The 16,067-nt window shown below is 71.9% G+C and carries 16 protein-coding genes, 2 pseudogenes and 1 riboswitch; of the genes and pseudogenes, 4 read left to right on the plus strand and 14 right to left on the minus strand.

Annotated features, from left to right (window positions below; all coding sequences use genetic code 11):
• The 5 genes and pseudogenes from G8O29_RS17225 to G8O29_RS18610 form a co-directional block, all read right to left on the minus strand.
• A partial coding sequence (locus G8O29_RS17225; RefSeq protein ID WP_166404455.1) for a copper chaperone PCu(A)C occupies positions 1 to 551 on the minus strand: 551 nt, incomplete at its 3' end.
• Positions 552 to 563: 12 nt separating this feature from the next.
• On the minus strand, positions 564 to 2,129 hold the full coding sequence (locus G8O29_RS17230; protein WP_166404456.1) for a copper resistance CopC/CopD family protein: 1,566 nt from the start codon (positions 2,127 to 2,129) through the stop codon (positions 564 to 566).
• Between the two features lie 141 nt (positions 2,130 to 2,270).
• Positions 2,271 to 2,807: a YcnI family copper-binding membrane protein gene (locus G8O29_RS17235; RefSeq protein ID WP_166404457.1), complete on the minus strand. Its 537-nt coding sequence runs from the start codon at positions 2,805 to 2,807 to the stop codon at positions 2,271 to 2,273.
• Positions 2,808 to 3,082: 275 nt separating this feature from the next.
• Positions 3,083 to 3,721, minus strand: a pseudogene (locus G8O29_RS17240) (GTP-binding protein); the annotation flags it as partial.
• Positions 3,722 to 3,770: 49 nt separating this feature from the next.
• Positions 3,771 to 4,106: a CobW C-terminal domain-containing protein gene (locus tag G8O29_RS18610; protein WP_367890196.1), complete on the minus strand. Its 336-nt coding sequence runs from the start codon at positions 4,104 to 4,106 to the stop codon at positions 3,771 to 3,773.
• Here G8O29_RS18610 and G8O29_RS18615 point away from each other — a divergent pair.
• Positions 4,009 to 4,236: a hypothetical protein gene (locus G8O29_RS18615; RefSeq protein ID WP_242679166.1), complete on the plus strand. Its 228-nt coding sequence runs from the start codon at positions 4,009 to 4,011 to the stop codon at positions 4,234 to 4,236. The two genes, G8O29_RS18610 and G8O29_RS18615, sit on opposite strands and share 98 nt — an antisense overlap.
• On the opposite strand, the gene G8O29_RS18620 is transcribed toward G8O29_RS18615, so the two are convergent.
• Positions 4,233 to 4,880, minus strand: a complete 648-nt coding sequence (locus G8O29_RS18620; protein ID WP_242679167.1) for a CobW family GTP-binding protein — start codon at positions 4,878 to 4,880, stop codon at positions 4,233 to 4,235. The genes G8O29_RS18615 and G8O29_RS18620 overlap by 4 nt on opposite strands.
• A 72-nt stretch (positions 4,881 to 4,952) precedes the next feature.
• On the opposite strand from G8O29_RS18620, the gene hisI reads away from it, so the two are divergent.
• Positions 4,953 to 5,432: a phosphoribosyl-AMP cyclohydrolase gene (gene hisI, locus G8O29_RS17250; RefSeq protein WP_166404458.1), complete on the plus strand. Its 480-nt coding sequence runs from the start codon at positions 4,953 to 4,955 to the stop codon at positions 5,430 to 5,432.
• A 9-nt stretch (positions 5,433 to 5,441) separates the two neighbouring features.
• Positions 5,442 to 5,819, plus strand: coding sequence for a SaoD/DsrE family protein (locus tag G8O29_RS17255; RefSeq protein ID WP_166404459.1), 378 nt, complete (start codon positions 5,442 to 5,444; stop codon positions 5,817 to 5,819).
• Here G8O29_RS17255 and G8O29_RS17260 read toward each other — a convergent pair.
• From G8O29_RS17260 to G8O29_RS17285, 6 genes are read right to left on the minus strand one after another with little or no spacing between them, the layout of a single operon-like run.
• A complete protein-coding gene (locus G8O29_RS17260) occupies positions 5,816 to 7,273 on the minus strand; it encodes an ABC transporter ATP-binding protein (protein ID WP_166404460.1) in 1,458 nt (485 codons plus the stop codon). The two genes, G8O29_RS17255 and G8O29_RS17260, sit on opposite strands and share 4 nt — an antisense overlap.
• Positions 7,270 to 8,145, minus strand: coding sequence for an ABC transporter permease (locus G8O29_RS17265; RefSeq protein WP_166404461.1), 876 nt, complete (start codon positions 8,143 to 8,145; stop codon positions 7,270 to 7,272). The genes G8O29_RS17260 and G8O29_RS17265 overlap by 4 nt, the downstream gene beginning before the upstream one ends.
• Positions 8,145 to 9,116 carry an ABC transporter permease gene (locus G8O29_RS17270; RefSeq protein ID WP_367890194.1) on the minus strand — a complete coding sequence of 324 codons (972 nt, stop codon included), beginning with the start codon at positions 9,114 to 9,116 and terminating at the stop codon, positions 8,145 to 8,147. The genes G8O29_RS17265 and G8O29_RS17270 overlap by 1 nt, the downstream gene beginning before the upstream one ends.
• A complete protein-coding gene (locus tag G8O29_RS17275; protein WP_367890195.1) occupies positions 9,113 to 10,657 on the minus strand; it encodes an ABC transporter substrate-binding protein in 1,545 nt (514 codons plus the stop codon). The genes G8O29_RS17270 and G8O29_RS17275 overlap by 4 nt, the downstream gene beginning before the upstream one ends.
• Positions 10,654 to 11,427, minus strand: coding sequence for a (2Fe-2S) ferredoxin domain-containing protein (locus G8O29_RS17280; RefSeq protein ID WP_166404462.1), 774 nt, complete (start codon positions 11,425 to 11,427; stop codon positions 10,654 to 10,656). The genes G8O29_RS17275 and G8O29_RS17280 overlap by 4 nt, the downstream gene beginning before the upstream one ends.
• Positions 11,424 to 11,609, minus strand: a complete 186-nt coding sequence (locus tag G8O29_RS17285; RefSeq protein ID WP_166404463.1) for a hypothetical protein — start codon at positions 11,607 to 11,609, stop codon at positions 11,424 to 11,426. The genes G8O29_RS17280 and G8O29_RS17285 overlap by 4 nt, the downstream gene beginning before the upstream one ends.
• A 228-nt stretch (positions 11,610 to 11,837) precedes the next feature.
• Positions 11,838 to 12,050: riboswitch (cobalamin riboswitch) on the minus strand.
• Between the two features lie 199 nt (positions 12,051 to 12,249).
• On the opposite strand from G8O29_RS17285, the pseudogene G8O29_RS17290 reads away from it, so the two are divergent.
• Positions 12,250 to 12,522: pseudogene (locus G8O29_RS17290) on the plus strand (GNAT family N-acetyltransferase); the annotation flags it as partial.
• Between the two features lie 1,127 nt (positions 12,523 to 13,649).
• On the opposite strand, the gene G8O29_RS17300 reads toward G8O29_RS17290, so the two are convergent.
• Positions 13,650 to 15,797 (minus strand): phage tail tape measure C-terminal domain-containing protein, encoded by a 2,148-nt coding sequence (locus G8O29_RS17300; RefSeq protein ID WP_207623958.1) that lies wholly within the window; start codon positions 15,795 to 15,797, stop codon positions 13,650 to 13,652.
• Between the two features lie 21 nt (positions 15,798 to 15,818).
• A partial coding sequence (locus G8O29_RS17305; RefSeq protein WP_242679168.1) for a DUF7697 family protein occupies positions 15,819 to 16,067 on the minus strand: 249 nt, incomplete at its 5' end.

The raw sequence follows: 16,067 nt of genomic DNA on the forward strand, positions 1-16,067 counted from the left end.
GCCGCATCCGCGGCAAGCGCGACGGGGCCCGCCGCCGCGCCATCGCCCATGAGCCGGTCAAGGGCCGCGCGCACCGCCGCCTGGGTGGCCGGGTCGCCGCGGTCGGCGCCGCCCGACGGCGTACGATGGGGGCCTGCTCCCGTGCGCGGTTCGACCCAGAACTCGACCGCGATCTCGCCCGCGCGTTCGAAGACAAGCGTGGCCGGAATGCGCTCGCCTTCCTCGAAAGGGTCGCCGTCCAGCCCCATGAACAGCACATGCATCCCGCCGGGGGCCAGCGTGACCGTCTGGCCCGGGGCGATGGCGATGCCCTCGGGACCGACCTGCCCCTCGGACCCGCGCAGGACCACGCGCGCAAAGGCGGCGCGCACCGCGAGCAGGCGGTCGGGCGCGTCGCCGGTGTTGGTGATCGTCAGGAAGCCAGGCCCGGACAGGGCGGTGGCCGGGGTTTCCAGCGCATAGGGGTGGTCGATGACCAGCGTCTCGGTCGTCACCTCATGGGCGGCGGCGGGGGCCGCAAGAAACGCTAGGGCAAGGGCAAGCTGTCGCATCGCAGGCTCCGGTCAGTCGGGCAGGGTCAGCGTGCCGGTCAGCGTCACGCGCTCGAAATCGCTGATCAGCAGGCGCAGGGCGACCTCCCACTCGCCCGGAACCGGCAGGGTCACGGGCCCGGCGTGCCAGAGCCCGTCGCCGCCGTGCAGGGCGGTCAGCCGGATCGGTTCGATCCCGGTCTCGGGCTGGGTCAGGACGACCTCGACCTCCTGCGGGACCAGTTCGTCGAAATCGCCGGTCTGCGGCCCGAGCGAGACCTCGACCGGCCCCGCGCGGCCCGGGGTCAGGCGGATGTCGGCCATGGCGCGGGCGGTGTGGATGTGGGCATAAAGCGGCTTGGCCGGTTCGATCAGCGCGCGGGGGGGCGGGGTCAGCCGGAAGCTCGAGGCAAGGGCGAGGACGAGGAGGCCCAGCACGATCTCGGCCCGGATGGCGCGGGCAAGCCGCGGCGCGGCATCGGCGCGCCCCGCCGCCAGCGCGGGCGTCAGTAGCAGGCGGTTGCGCGCGGCCAGCGCCAGAAGCCCCGCCACCAGCGCGAGTTTCGCGCCAAGCACAAGGCCATAGGCCGACCCCGCCAGCGCCGCAAGGCTGCCCGCCTGCGCCCAGGTCAGCGTCGCACCGCTGAGGACAAGAAGCCCGACCAGCGGCACGGCGAGGCTTGAGAACCGCCGCAGCAGCAGCCCCGCCTGCGGCCCGCGCAGGGCGAGCAGAAGCGGCAGAAGCGCCCCCATCCAGAAGATCAGCGCCGCGGCATGCAGGGCCACGGCCGGAACGGTCAGGGCGCGCGGCGCGGCGGCTGCGGCATGGCCCGAGGCCGCGAAGGACAGCGCCGCCAGCGCCCAGGCCCCCAGCGCGAACCCCGACCTCAGGCGCCCATCGCCCGCAGGCGTGCCAACCCCGGCCAGGCCCGCCGCAAGCACCGACAGCGCGACCGTCACGGCGACGGGCGCGGCAAGGCCCGCCGTCCACGGCGCAGCGGACAGGAACGCCGAAACGGGAAGCGACAGCATGTCGAGCCCCTGCACCCCGATCAGACACGCGCCCAGCGGCAGGGTCGCGGCGGCGGCCACACGCCCGATGGCCAGCAGCGCGGGCGGCATCGGGGCGCGCGCCACCAGCGCCGAAAACAGCCCCAGACCCACGGCAGTGACAAGCGCGACCGTCAGCGCCAGGCGCAGCGCTGCCGCCATCCGCGCCGCCCCCGCCGCAAGCTCTGCCGGGGTCGGCGGGGTGGCCGAGGGCGCGCCGATGTGAAACGTCAGCGTCCCGCCGACCGGGTGCCCGTCGTCCGAGACCACGCGCCAGGACAGAAGCTGCGTGCCTCGGGCCAGGCCCGCGGGCAGCGCGACGGTGAGGGTGGCGTTCTCGGCCCGGCCCTGGGGGTCGGATGCCGCGCCGTCAGGACCGATGAGCCGCAGGATCAGCGGCGCGACCGCCTCGTTGAACGCGAGCCGTGCCACGGCCGGGGCCTCGGCCAGCACCGCCCCTTCGGCCGGGTCGGATGCGCGCAGCTGCGCATGGGCCAGCGCCTGAAGGGGCAGAAGGGCGAGAAGGAGCGCAAGCAGCAGACGAGTCATGGTCGGATGATCCTTGGGAAAAGCCCGCCGGGTCCGGGAATCTCGACCCGGCGGGAAGTCGGCGCCGCGCAAACAGGAATATGCGCGCGCCTAGTGTGCAGGCCGGCCAGGAACGCCTTTGCGAACCGGCCTTCACGCAGCTCAATGCTTGTGGGCGGCCTCGCCGGGGGCGATGACCTTGAAGCCCGGGGCCGGATCCTTCAGATCGTGGCTGTCCTGGTCGGCGGCGGAAATCTCGATCCAGCGTTCGGCGCCGTTCGCGCATTCCTGGATGGCGGGGATATAGACCATCTCGCCCGCCGGCAGACGGTCGGTCACGCGGGCGCGGAACACGAATTCGTCGTAGTATTCCGAGGGCAGCTCGCCCGACCAGATGATCTCGCGCACGCCTTCGGTGAGGGTCTTGCCCCAGAGCTCGTAGCTGTGCTCATAGGGGCCCTTGACGGTTTCCAGCGTCCAGCCGGGCTTGACCATCGGCTGGGCGGCGATCAGGCCCTCGGGGATCTGGACGCGCACCCGCAGCGTCGCCTCGTCGCCGCAGCCGTGCGGCACGCGCAGGGTCAGGCGGGCGGTCTGGCCCTGGACGACTTCGGTCTCGGCGAAGGTGGCGTGGGCCAGCGCCTGAGACCCGATGGTCAGGGGCAGAGCGACGGCCGCGGCGGCAAGAACATGCTTCATGTTGGTGTTTCCTTTTCCGGGTTCAGTTGAGGGGCATGACCCTGTTCGCATTGGCCGGGTGCCCGTCCGGCCAGGGGTCCGCAAAGGCCGGATCGGTCAGGAAATCCCTGTCCGTCAGGCTTTCGAGAAAGGCGATGAGGTCGGCGATCTCGGCGTCCGAAATCGCGAAGCCGCCGATCAGCGCGTCCTTGTGGGGATTGGCGTGGCCCGCGCCGGCATGGGGGCCTTCGGTGATGCTGCGTCCGCCGGCGGCGTAGTGGCGGATCACCTCGTCCAGCGTCGCGATCGAGCCGTCGTGCATGTAGGGTGATCTTGCGCGCGGCATCGGTCCGGGCCGGCCCCGCGTCGGTGACCTTGTTCAGGATCACCACATCGGCAAACTCGATCTGCTCGGTCAGCAGGTTGACGAGGCTGCGGTCGTCGCCCTCGCCCAGATGTTCGCCCCGGTCGCGCAGGAAGTCGTGGCTGGAGAAATCCTTGAGCAGGTTCACCGCATCCACGACCGTCACCATCGTGTCGAGCCGGGCGACATCCGACAGGCTCTCGCCCTTCTCGTCGCGGAAGTCGAAGGTGGCGGCCACCGGTAGCAGCTCGGAAATGCCCGTGCTTTCGATCAAGAGATAGTCGAAGCGCCCCTCGGCGGCGAGCCGGCGCACCTCCTGCAACAGGTCGTCGCGCAGGGTGCAGCAGATGCAGCCGTTCGACATCTCGACCAGCTTCTCCTCGGCGCGGCTGAGTTCGGCCCCTTCGCGCACGAGGTCGGCGTCGATGTTCACCTCGGACATGTCGTTGACGATCACCGCCACGCGGCGGCCTTCGCGGTTGTTCAGCACGCGGTTGAGAAGCGTGGTCTTGCCCGCGCCCAGAAAGCCGGACAGCACGGTGACGGGAAGGCGGGTGTCGGGTCGGGGCATGGAAACCTCTCAGATGTCAGGGAACGGGGGGGCGCAGGGGCGATGCTGGTCAGAACGGCACCTCGAGCCGGTGCACCGTGACGCCTTCGGGCAGCGCAACCGGATCGGGGCGCAGGCGCAGCGTGGCGAGGCTGGCCTCGAGATCGGGCTTCGGGATGTCGCGGGCGATGACGACGACGCGGCTGGTGGTGTCGCACGCGGGCCAGTCCTTCAGCGGCACGGGCGCATCGAAGATGTGCTGCACGCCATGCACGACGAAGGGGCAGGGCGCGCCCTCGACATGCAGGATGCCCTTCATCCGCAGGATGTCGGGGCCGCGCAGCGCGATCAGCGTCTCGAGCCAGAAATCGAAGATCTCGGCCGGGATCGGCGCGGTCAGGGTGATCGAGGCGGTGGCGATGCGGTCGTCCGTGGCGTGGTGCGAGGCGGCGGGCAGCGCAGGCGGCGGGCCGGCCTTGGGCAGGGGCAGGCCCGACAGCCGCGCCAGGGGGGCGGGCGCGGGCTGGGCCAGCTAGGCCAGCGCGTGATCCGGCGCCATGGCGCGGCGCAGGGCGGACAGGCCGAAGAGCGCGCCGGGCGGCACCGCGCCCCGGTCGGCGGTGATCCGCGGCGCGCCGGGGTTCAGCCGGTCGAGCCGTGCCTCCAGCGCCGCGAGGCCCGGCCCGTCGGCCAGATCGGTCTTGGTCAGCACGATCCGGTCGGCCATGGCGACCTGCGCCCGCGCCTCGAGGTGACGCTCCAGCGTGCCCGCCCCCAGCGCCGCATCCACCGCCGTCACGATCCCGTCCAGCGCATAGTTCGGCGCCAGCACCGGATCGACCAGCAGCGTGTGGTGGATCGGCCCCGGATCGGCCAGCCCCGTCGTCTCGATCACCACCCGGTCGAAGGCCACATCCTTGCGCATCTTGCGCCCCAGAAGCGCAGTCAGCGCCTTCGACAGATCGCCCCGGATCGAGCAGCAGATGCAGCCCGAGGCCATCAGCACCACATCTTCGGCCGCCTCCTCGATCAGGTCATGGTCCAGCCCCGCCGCGCCGAATTCGTTCACCACCACCGCGATGCGCCCCGCCGCGGGGTCGTGCAGCAGCCGATTGAGCAGCGTGGTCTTGCCCGCGCCCAGAAAACCGGTGAGCAGCGTGACGGGGATCGGGGCGGGCATGGGGCGACCTGCTTGCATCTTCGGGACGGCCGTGATTGTTATAGTATAACATTGTCATCTGCAAGGCTGCCCATGCCCACTCCCCCCGTCGCCTTCCACCCTCGCCGCTCGGTCGAAGAGGTCGAGGAAGGCTGCATCCTTGCGCCGAAGTTCGGCCCCGACGGCTTGATGCCCTGCGTCACCACCGATGCGGCCACGGGCGAGGTGCTGATGCTGGGCTGGATGAACCCCGAGGCGCTGCGCCTCACGCGCGAGACGGGCGAGGCGCATTATTTCAGCCGGTCGCGGCAGGCGCTCTGGCGCAAGGGGGCGACCTCGGGCCTCGTACAGCGCGTGACCGAGGCGCGGATCGACGACGATCAGGACGCGCTCTGGCTGCGCGTCGCGGTGGCGGGCTCGGGCGCCTCCTGCCATGTCGGCTACCGCTCCTGCTTCTACCGCGCCGTGCCGGTGGGGGCCGAGGCCGGCGGGCCGCTGCGCTTTGCCGAAACGGCGCGGACCTTCGACCCCGTCGCCGTCTATGGCGACGCCCCCAACCCCACGCAACTCTGAGGTCTTCCAATGAAAGTCGCCTATGTTCTGGCCACGCCCATGGCCTCGGCCTTCAAGCTCGCCCGCATGATCCTGCCCCAGCTCGAGGCGGGCACCCACGGTGCCGAGGTTGTCGGCATCATGTTCTTCGACGACAACGTCTACACGGTGCGGTCGGGCGACCCGGTGGGCGAGCGGCTGGCCCGGATCGCCGCCGAAAGGAACATCCTGCTGATGATCTGCGACGACTGCGCCATGCGCCGGGGCCTTGCCGAGGGCGAGTTCCACCAGTGCGGCTCGGGCGAAGTGGTGGCGAAGGACTGCGTGCCGGGCGTGGTCGCCGGCTGCTTCCCGCAGCTCTACGGCGCACTTGCCGGCAACCCGCCCGATCAGGTGATCACCCTCTAGGCGCGCGGGCGGCAGGGTGCGGCGGGCGCCGACCGTTCAGGCGCAGGGCCCTGGCCCGACCACCCGACCAGCAGCGTCCGATGGCAGAAGGTGTCGAGCAAGGCGCGGTCGTGGCTGACAAGGACGATCCCCGCGCCCGCCTCGGCCAGCCGGGCCAGCCCGTCGAGGGCGCGCGCCTTCTGCCGCGGATCAAGCGCACTGGTGGGCTCGTCGGCCAGAACAAGCGCCGGGCCGGCCAGGCTCGCGCGGGCCAGCGTCACCCGTTGCGCCTGACCGAAAGACAGGTGTTCCGGCCGCAGGCCGGGGTCGAGATGGCCTAGCCCGAAGGCAGCAAGCGCCCCGACCGCGGCATCCCGGCGTGCGCGCCCCGGCACCCGACGGGGTGCTACGGTCAGGGGTTCCGCAACGATCCGCGACAGGGGCCAGCGCCGGTTCATGCTGGACAGGGAATCCTGGAACAGGCTCAGGACTTCGCCCCGCTGCGGCGGCCGCAGGGCGCCGGAGCGGCGGATGACCCCTGCGGCCGGGGGCAGCGCGCCCGCCAGAACCGCCAGCAGCGTGCTCTTGCCCGTGCCGGACCGCCCGGCGATGCCGATGACCTCGCCGCGGCAGAGCGCCAGATCGAGCCCCTCGATCAGCCGCAGCCCGCCGCGCGCCACGGCCAGACCCGACGCCGCGAGCACTACCTCGCCCCCCGGCGCGGCCGGGCGCGCGACCGCCCCGGCCTGCCGGAAGGCGCGCAGGGCAGGGGGCAGCCGGTCGGCGGCGAGATCAGCGCGCGCGGCCACCGCGGCGATGCGGCCGTCCTCGATCAGCAGCACCCGGTCGGCGATGCGCTGCACCAGCGGCAGGTCATGGCTGACGACGACGGTCCCCGGCGCACCGGCGCGCAGGCAGGCCATCACGGCATCCGCGGTTTCGGCATCTACGGCCGAGGTCGGCTCGTCGGCCAGAACGACAGGCGGGGCCAGCGCCACCGCCGCGGCGATGTTGGCCCGCTGCAACATGCCGCCCGACCATTCGTGCGGGTGGCGGTCGAGCGTGGCCGGATCGAGCCCGAGCTGCGCGCAGAGCCCGGCGATCCGGGCGGCGTCGGGGGGCAGGCCATGGGCGCGCCAGGCCTCCTCGACATGGGCGCGGACGCGGCGCAGGGGGGCGCAGGCGTCGAAGGGGTTCTGCGCGACAAAGCCGATCTCGCGCCCCAGGCGTTGCCGCAGCGCGGCGCGGTCGGCAAGCCGGACGGGGCCGCTTGCGGTTCGCGCTGTGCCCTCCACATGGGCCGAAGGCGGCAGCAGGCCGAGCAAGGCGCGCAGGAGCGTGCTCTTGCCGCAGCCCGAGAGGCCCAGGATGGCCAGCGTCTCGCCCGGGGCAAGGTCGAAGGCGATGTCGCGCAGCACCGGTATGCCGCCGTAGGAGACCGACAGCCCCGCGACCGAGAGAAGGGCTTCGGTCATGATCGGCCCTCGGGCGTGGCAAGGTCGCGCAGCGCCTCGCCCAGCAGGTTCGAGGCCAGCACCGACAGCAGGATGCAGGCCGCGGGCGCCAGCAGCAGCCAGGGCGCGACCGTGAACAGATGGCGCGAGTCGGCCAGCATCGCCCCCCATTCGGCATGGGGCACCTGCACCCCGAGCCCGAGGAAGGAAAAGGCCGAAATCGCCGCGATCTGCCCGCCAAGGCCCAGCGTGCCCAGCACCAGAAGCGGCCAGAACACCGGCGGCAGCACGTGGTGCAGGATGACCCGCCATTCCGGCACCCCGATCTGGCGCGCCACGATCGCGGCCGGGCTGCGCACGGCCTCGAAGGCACAGGCGCGGGCGATGCGGGCCGTGTAGGCCCAGTCGGCGGCGATCAGGGCGATCAGCAGGTTGGTGTAGCCGGGGCCGAGCAGACCGATCACGGCGAAGGCGAGGATCAGGCCGGGCAAGGCCATCACCACATCGACCGCGCGCATGACAACGGCATCGACCCAGCGCGCGCCCAGCGCGGCAAGGGTGCCCACGACCAGCCCGATCAGCGTGATCGCGACCGCCACCAGCGCCGCCCCGCCAAGCGACCGGCGCGCGCCGTCCAGAAGCCGCGACAGCTGGTTCCGGCCGGTGGCATCGGTGCCCAGCCAATGGCCCGGCCCCGGCGGGCGCAGGGCGGCGCCATAGTCGGGGATGTTCGGCGGATGCGGTGCAAGCCACGGCCCGGCGACCGCCACAGCCCCGAGCGTCAGGGCCAGGATCAGCCCCCAGCGGCCTGAAGGATGGCGGGACAGGCCTGCGACAAGCCCCGAGGCAGGGCGCGCAGGCATCGCAGCGGCCAGGCGCGGGCGGGCCAGCATCAGCGGCGCGCCTCGGGCCTCAGCCGCGGGTCGATCAGCAGCGCCAGCGCATCGACCAGCAGGCTTGCCGCCACATAGGCCAGGACCGCGATCAGCACGAAGGCCTGGATCACCGGCACGTCGCGCACCGACAGGGCGGTCAGAACGTGCTGGCCCACCCCGGGCCAGGTGAAGATGGCCTCGAGGACCGGCGCGCCGCCGATCAGGCCGCCCAGGCTGATCCCCAGCGCCGTCAGCCAGGGCAGCAGCGCGGGGGGCAGGGCATAGACCGTCAGCACCCGGCCGGGGCCTGCCCCCCGCGCCCGCGCGACGTCGGCCGGGCCCCGGGCCAGATGCTCGATCAGGCCGGCGCGCAAGAGCTGCGTCCAGCCCGCCGCGCGGTCGATGCCCAGCACGGCGGCGGCCAGCACCAGCGTGGCCCCGGCCCCGCCGGACAGCACACGCCCGAGGCCGAGCCCCACCACCGCGAACTGCAACACCAGAAGCGCCAGCACGAAGGACGGCGTTGCGGCCAGGATCCGGGTATAGGCCAGCACCACCCGGTCGGGCCAGCGCCCGGTCCAGCGGGCCGCCACCAGCGCCAGCGCCAGCGACCAGCCGACCGAGATCGCGAAGGACAGCCCGACAAGCTGCAGGCTGGCAGGCAGGCGGCGCACCAGCCCGTCCCAGACCGGCTCGCCGGTGCGCCAGGACAGGCCGAAGTCGCCCTGCACGACGCCGCCGAGCCACAGGAGGTAGCGCTGCCAGAACGGCAGGTCGAGCCCGAAGCGGTCGCGCAGCGCAGCGATCTGTTCGGCGGTGGGTTCCTCGATCCGCCGGGCTGACAGGATCATGTCCACCGGATCGCCGGGGGCGAGCGGCAGCATCAGCCAGACCAGCAGGCTCGCCCCCGCCGCGGCCAGAACGGCCTGCCACAGCCGCAGGACGAGGGCGCGGATGATCCCGCGCCCCCGCGATACGGCTCCCGTCACTCGCAAGGCGCCGTCTGCCAGGAGACGTGGTAGAGCGCGAAGCCCGGCTTGTAGCAGGCATAGCGGTCGTTCACGATCACCCGCCCGAGATGGATGTTGAACGAGAAGGCATAGGGATCCTCGTCCCACAGGATCGTCTGGATGCGATGGAGGATCTGGGTGCGCCGGGCCGGATCGGGTTCGGTCGCCAGTTCCGGGACCAGCGCATTGACCTCGGCGTTGTCATAGCCGCCGTAGTTCCGGCGGGCGCCGGGCAGGAGATAGGAGTCCAGGAAGCTCTGCACCCGCCCCCAGCCCGCCGCCCCGGTCGAGACCATGGCGATGTCCCAGCGGTTCGACGGCTCCATCAGCGCCTGGTTGATCCCGTCGTAGCTGACCACCTCGGCCCCGATGCCCACGCGGGCCAGTTGCGCCTGCACGGCCGTGGACAGGGGCACGAGGTCGGGCTGCTGGGGATAGATGGCCAGAACCAGCGACAATGGCGCGCCGTCCTTCGCGCGCATCCCGTCCGGGCCCGCGACCCAGCCGGCCGCATCCAGAAGGGCGGCCGCCTCGGTCGGGTCGGTGCGGTAGTTTTCCAGCGCGAAAGGCAGGTTCGCCGCGTAAAGCGAGGTCGCCTGCGCCAGTCCGCCCCGGAACACGTCCTCGGCGATCTCGCGATAGTCCACAGCGCGCAGCACGGCCTTGCGCACGGCGACATCGGCCAGCGGTCCCTGCCTGAGGTTCATGTAGCCGGTGAAGCCGCCGGTGGACAGCGCGCCGATGTTGAAATGCACCCCTGGCGTGGCATCGACCGCAGGTCGCGCCGCGAGCGGCGGGTAGAGCGCGATGTCGGCCTCGTCGTTCTGCACGGCAAGGATACGCGCGTTGGCGTCGGGCACGAAGGCCACGGTCAGACCCGGCAGCGCCGGTTTGCCCTGCCAGTAGCCAGGATGGGCGACGGCCTCCATCCGCGCATCGTCAAGCGCGGTCACGGCATAGGGGCCGGTGTAGATGCCCGCGCCCACGAGCTTGCCCCAGTCCTCGCCGACCGCCGCCACGGCCTCGGCGTCGAGGATCAGGAAGACGGCTTCATCCGCCAGCACGCCGGGCAGCTCGGGCCAGGGCGCGGGCGTGGTCACGGTCAGCTCCAGCGGCCCGGTCACGGCGAAGGCGGCACCCTCCGGAACCGCGCCCTTGGCGGATTGCGAATTGGCGATGGCCGCCTCGATCGCGGCCAGGACCGCGGGCGCATCGACGGGCTTGCCGTTCTGGAAGGTGATCCCCTCGCGCAGGGTCATGACCCAGCGGGTCGGCTCGGGGTTCTCCAGCGCGGACAGGAGCCAGGGATGGTGCTTGCCGTCCTCGCGGAACTGCATCAGAAGCTCGGCCTGCCCGAACTCCTGCATCCAGAAGCCGTCCTCCCACGGGTTCATGCTGTCGATGGCAAAGGACGTGACGATACGCAGCGGCGGGTGGTGATCATGCGCGGCCGCGGGCAGGCCAAGCGCGACGGCTGCGGCCGCGGCCAAGAGGGCGCGGCGGCTCAGGGACAGGATCACGCAGGTCTCCTTGCACTTTTGGGGGAAATCGTCGCCCGGCGGCTGCCGGGGCGTTCTGCCAGCCGTAGGTCGGGCAGGTCAGACCCGCGGCCGATGACCTCGGTCACCAGCCGGTCGAGCGCGGCCTCGTCGGGGATCCGGTACCACGCCCCTTGCGGGTAGAGCGCGACAAGCGGTCCCTGGTTGCAGGGATAGAGGCAGCCGGTAGAGGTCGTCAGGCAGCGGTCCGACAGTCCGGCCGCGGCCAGCCGGGCCTTCAGCCGCGCCAGAAGGGGGCCCGCCCCGCGAAAGGCGCAGCGCGGACCGGTGCAGACCAGCAGATGGATGTCGAAGTCGGGCAGGAACTGCCAGCCGGGCTTGCCGAGGCTTGCGGTCAGATCCCGGGCGTCCTGCGTGCGGGCCGTCGGCGACAGGGCAACCAGCACCTCGGCCGCATCCTCGGGTTCGGGCGGTTCGGCAAGCTCGATCCGCACGGCTGCACCTTCGGTCGTGGCGAAATGCGCCACCGCGCCGGGCAGCCAGGCGCGGATGTTCGCGGCCATGGGAAAGCCCGTGGGCACCACGCGGACGTGCCGCGCGCCCCCGTCGCGCGCCGCCCGCAAGGCGCAGGCGAGCCCCGGCCCCGTCCCCTCCAGGCGCACCACGGTGACAGGCGGCGACCAGACGGACCGGGCGGCGCGGTGGACGGCCGCGAGCATCCGCGCCTCGTCCCGGCTCGACAGGCTGGGTTGGGACAGGCACAGGATGATGTGATCGGGCGTGCCGGTCATTGCAGCCACCCGCCCGCCGTGCCCGGGTCGGCCCCCATCACCGCCAGCCGCCCGCCGGACAGGCACAGCGACAGGCGGCAGATGCCCCCCGCCGCCAGGGGGCAGCCGACCTCGACCGCAAAGGTCAGCGGCGCCCCGTCGGGCCCGGTGACGGCGGCCAAGAGGGACGACAGATCAGCCATTTGCCGCGCCACGGCGTTGATCGGCGGACAGGCGGCGCAGGATCGGCCACAGGGAAGCCGACCGCCGACCACGTCGGCCGTCGTCAGGGGGGCGTCGTGAACCGCTGGGCCCAAGGGAGCGTCCTTCGCGTTCCGCGGGGCTGCGGAGCGGGCAGGACGATGCGTTGTCGCGCAATGGGTTGCGCTGGCGTCATGGTCATGTCTCCTCCGGGACACCCCGCCCGGGTTGGGTTGCAAGGCATGACGGCAGGTCTCCTGACTCGCGGGTCGCCGCTTGCCTGCACCTTCCCGCCCCCTCGGGGCAGTGGCTCTCGCAGGGTCGCTCGCCGCTCACAGTTGCGGGGGCAGTCGCGGGTTCGGTGGCTGATGCCTACGCCTCACCGCGTTCCCTTTTTATCCGCCACCCTTTCGGGCTTTGGAACCGTCAGTGTTATTGTGTAACGTCTCTCACGAAAGCGTCAAGGGGGTTCCGACGATCCCGCCGGTCGCTTGCTCCGGACCCGAGACCGGGGTTCGGCTGCTTGCAGCGGGTATGACGCACCCTTGGATCGGATCGCCGCCTCGTCCCATCGGAGGCCCGACCATCTGACCGCGCTGTCCTGCGCGATGCCCCCGGCGCGCGGCCGGGGAGGATCATCCTCGCCTGGTCGGCCTCACGATGGGCCAGGCCATGGGTGCGGAGGGCTATTCCTTTTTCACGGGCGTCCATGCCGCCTGGCGCGGCAGGGGCCTCGGCCGCGCGCTGAAACTGCGCCTCATCGCCGCGGCCCGGCGGGACGGCGCGCGCGCACTGCAGACGACAAACCTCGACGGCAACCTGCCGGCACTCCGGCTGAACACCGCCCTCGGCTTCCGTCCGACGCCGGGAAGCATCGAACTGCGCAAGCGCCTCGTCCCGCCAGGCAGGCACTGATGCGGCCCTGCCGGAGGTGCGGCAGCTGACGTTCGGCAGGCATCGCCGGCGTTCGCAAGGGCGGGCAAAACCGGCGGTGCCGCGCCAGTTCCGCCTTGCCCGATGCAGCCACGCCGATCGCCATGTTGCAGATCCGGGCCGTTCAGAAGTCCGTCTCCAGATACACCCCGGCGCAATCGAAGGCGACGGCAGCGGCGGTCGCGCCGGTGTTCAGGAACAGGCGCGGCGACAGGAACTGCGTTGCTGCCGGAAGGTCGGCGGTGATCTCCTGCTCGAAGATCGCGCCGGAAACCTCGTCCACCACCCGCACCCAGACGGAACTGCTGTTCGGCGGCGCGGCGATGAACAGGGTCAGCACGCCGCCCGTGGCAATCGCGAAGCCTGTGCCCATGTCGGTCAGGGTTGGCGCCCCGGTGCCGTCATTGGCCACCAGCTGCCAGCGAGTGTGGGTGCCGCGCTGGAAGCCGATACCGATGCAGCTGATGGCGGCGGCTAGTGTCAGGGTGGTCGCCAGCGCGGCGGTGGAGCCGTAGAGGCCGAAGAACCCCATGCCTGTGGCTTGCAGGGTCGTCAGCGAAATCCGCGTCACGAAGGTCCAGCCGCCGAGGCCTGCGGCATTGCCGCGCCAGCAGGCCCAGCCTGCCGATCGCTGGTCGGCCACCGAGTCCACGACGGCCGCCGAGGTCAGACGCCAGCGGCGCATCGAGGCTGCAAGGTTCGTTGCGGCGAGCGTCGGGTGCGATACCGTGCCGACTGAGGTGATGGGCAGACCTTCGGTGGTGATGGTCGTGCTGACCGAGGGAGACCATGTCGCGATCCGGTTCACCCCGAAATGGGGCTGCAGGGGGAAGTCCCTGCCCGAGGGGCGCATGACATCGATCCAAGGTGCCCCGGCGCGGCTGCGGGCGTAGACCGACGCCTTGCCTGCCGGTGGCGGGGGCGGCGCCGCGCTGAGGCCGGGCAGGACCATGGGCTCGGGCAGTTCCACCTGGCCGCTGGTTCGGTCGATGCGGATCGCCTCGAAGAAGGCGGACCCGTCCGGGCTGACCTTGAAGCTGAAATCGTCCGACCCGAGCAGCCCGATCAGCGCCCGCACCGAGAACCCGGTCTTGAAGGCAAAGGCCGCATCATTCGCCGGGGCCGCCTTGTTGACTGTGGCTTCGACCCCGGCACCTGCGTTGTTCAACAGCACGGCCGGGGTGTTGACCGACAGGCGGTTGAAGCTGTCGGCCGTCGCCCCGCCGAGGCCGAGCAATTGCGCAGTCAGGTTGGCCTGGGGCATGCCGACCTGCGTCACGGCATTGGCGAAGGTGACCGTGGGTGTATTGATGACGGTTGTCCCGCCCGCGCCAGCCGTGGCCGACCATCCGGCCGGGACCCGGCGCGCCCACCATGCCGCCCGTGTGCAGGACCGAGGCTAACATGCCCCCGGCGCCGCCGAGCACACCGGACAGGAGCCCCGCGAGCGGGCCGAGGATGAAGCGCCGCGCCGCGAGCCTTGCCAGATCGGCGATCATCGAGGTCACCAGGTCGCGGAAGTCGAGCTTGCCCTTGCGCACGAAGTCGGCGACCGCGTTCTCGGCCGCCCCAAACGCGCCCACCAGAGCCTGGCCTATATCCGCGCCGATCTCGCGCGCCTTGCTCGCATAGTCGGCCAGCGCGGCGGTGACCGCTTGCCATCCGGTCACGGCTTCCTCTGCTCCGGTCGCGGTCTGGGTTCCGGCCTCACGCCCGGCAGCGCCCTCGCGACCCGCAGAGGTCTCTGCCTCGCCCAGCGCCTCGGCAACGCGCCGGGCGCCAGCTGCAGCGGCATCGAGCGCGCCCTCGGTTTCCTCGCCCGACCCGCGTACGGCCTCGACCAGCGCGGTGACGGCCTCGCGCACACCGTCGAAGGCACCCGCTCGCGTGTTCGCCGCCCTCTGGCGAAACCGCTCGGCCATGGTGCCCGCGTTGCTGGCGGCGTGGTCGAGCATCGAGGCCCAGGACTGCGCGCCGAACCAGTCGATCTGGAAATCCGCGCCGATCCGGTCGGCCACGGCGTTGAATGTGGGCCCGATCATCCCGAGGAAGTCGGCCCACTTACCCGCAAGGAAGGCCATGAGCCGGGTCCAGATGCTCTCGATGTCGGCACGCAGCGCCCGGAAATCATCCACCAGCGAGCCCATCGTCGTCTTGATGCCGTCCCAGACGGCGCGGGCGACATTGCCCATCAGCTCGAGCGCGTTGCCGAAGCCCCCTGCGCCCGAGACGAGGCGGGAGAATTGATAGACCAGCTCGCCCGCCCCGACGATCAACGCGCCGATGCCGGTGCGGATCAGCGCGCCGCGCAGGACCACCAGCGCCGTGGCCAGTCCCCGCACCGACAGCGCCGCCGCCGCCAGCCCGGCAACCCAGCGCCCGGCCATGAGGGCCGCGAAGGTGCCCGCAATGCTCACCAGCCGCCCGAGGTTGTCGAACAGGGTCCGGATCGCGATGCCGAGGGGGCCAGTGGTGCGCGCCACCGCTGCCACGGCATCGGCGACGGCCTCCAGCGCGGGAGCGGCGGCGACCGCGAGCTGGTTCGACAACCCGCGCCAGATCAGGCCCAGCCGCGAGATGGCGTCATTGGTCCGTTCGATCTGGCGGGCGTCCTGGTCCGAGACCACCACCCCGAAATCGCGCACATCCTGCGTGGCCTGCCGCAGCGTGGCCGTGTCGATCCGCGTGAACACGAGCGCCGCCCGGTCCCCGAAGAGCTGCGAGGCGACCGCCGCGCGCTCGGCCTCGGGCACGAATTCCGCCAGCCGATCCTGGATCAGCGCGATGCGCTGGTCGAGCGGCAGGGCCTGCAGCTCTCCCGCCGACAGCCGCAGGCGACGGAGCGCCTCGGTCGCGGGACCGGCTCCAGCCGCCGCCTGGCTCAGGCGACGCGTCAGCTGCGCGGTCGCCTGCTCAATCTGGCCCATGGAGACGCCCGCCAGATCGCCTGCGCGCTCGAGGACCTGGATGCTCTCGACCGTCGCGTCGAGCGAGGCCGCGAGCTTGGCCTGCGCATCCACGGTGGACAGCCCCGAGCGGATCATCGCCGTGGCCGCCGCCGCCAGCGCCCCGGCCGCCGCCGCCGCCGCGATCCGGGCGCGCCTAGCGAAGGCGGCGAGACGGGTGTTGGCCAGTTCCATCTCACGCGACAGACGGCCGAAACCCCGCGCGCCCGCCTCGCCGACACCCTCCAGTTCGGCACGCACTTGCCGCCCGCCGACCGCCGCTAGGCGGACGGATACGCGTTTCTCGGCCATGGGGATTGCCTCGTCGGGGGTTCAGCCGCGCTCAGCGGCGAGAGTTTCGTTGGTCTTGCGCACCATCACCGCCTCGATGGGCGGCAGGAATTCGGCCATGGCGAGGGGCGGAACACCCAGCGCACGGCCCAGCGCGAGCGCCGCGCCCATGTCCCAGCCGATCACCGCGCCGGGCAGGATGCGCAGCTGCCCACCGAGGCGCTGCGCCAGGTCCCAGACCTGCGCGCCCTCAAAGGTCAGTGGCCGGTTCAGCCTTGCAGGGCAGTCCGG

The sequence above is a fragment of the Rhodobacter calidifons genome (assembly GCF_011174775.1).
Lineage (GTDB): Bacteria > Pseudomonadota > Alphaproteobacteria > Rhodobacterales > Rhodobacteraceae > Tabrizicola > Tabrizicola calidifons.

Bases quoted from the DNA above. Each gene is read 5' to 3' on its own strand.
- G8O29_RS17230 (WP_166404456.1), bottom strand. From the start codon at position 2,129: ATGACTCGTCTGCTGCTTGCGCTCCTTCTCGCCCTTCTGCCCCTTCAG.
- G8O29_RS17235 (WP_166404457.1), bottom strand. From the start codon at position 2,807: ATGAAGCATGTTCTTGCCGCCGCGGCCGTCGCTCTGCCCCTGACCATC.
- G8O29_RS18615 (WP_242679166.1), top strand. From the start codon at position 4,009: ATGCCCTTCATCCGCAGGATGTCGGGGCCGCGCAGCGCGATCAGCGTC.
- G8O29_RS18620 (WP_242679167.1), bottom strand. From the start codon at position 4,880: ATGCCCGCCCCGATCCCCGTCACGCTGCTCACCGGTTTTCTGGGCGCG.
- hisI (WP_166404458.1), top strand. From the start codon at position 4,953: ATGCCCACTCCCCCCGTCGCCTTCCACCCTCGCCGCTCGGTCGAAGAG.
- G8O29_RS17255 (WP_166404459.1), top strand. From the start codon at position 5,442: ATGAAAGTCGCCTATGTTCTGGCCACGCCCATGGCCTCGGCCTTCAAG.
- G8O29_RS17260 (WP_166404460.1), bottom strand. From the start codon at position 7,273: ATGACCGAAGCCCTTCTCTCGGTCGCGGGGCTGTCGGTCTCCTACGGC.
- G8O29_RS17265 (WP_166404461.1), bottom strand. From the start codon at position 8,145: ATGCTGGCCCGCCCGCGCCTGGCCGCTGCGATGCCTGCGCGCCCTGCC.
- G8O29_RS17280 (WP_166404462.1), bottom strand. From the start codon at position 11,427: ATGACCGGCACGCCCGATCACATCATCCTGTGCCTGTCCCAACCCAGC.
- G8O29_RS17285 (WP_166404463.1), bottom strand. From the start codon at position 11,609: ATGGCTGATCTGTCGTCCCTCTTGGCCGCCGTCACCGGGCCCGACGGG.
- G8O29_RS17300 (WP_207623958.1), bottom strand. From the start codon at position 15,797: ATGGCCGAGAAACGCGTATCCGTCCGCCTAGCGGCGGTCGGCGGGCGG.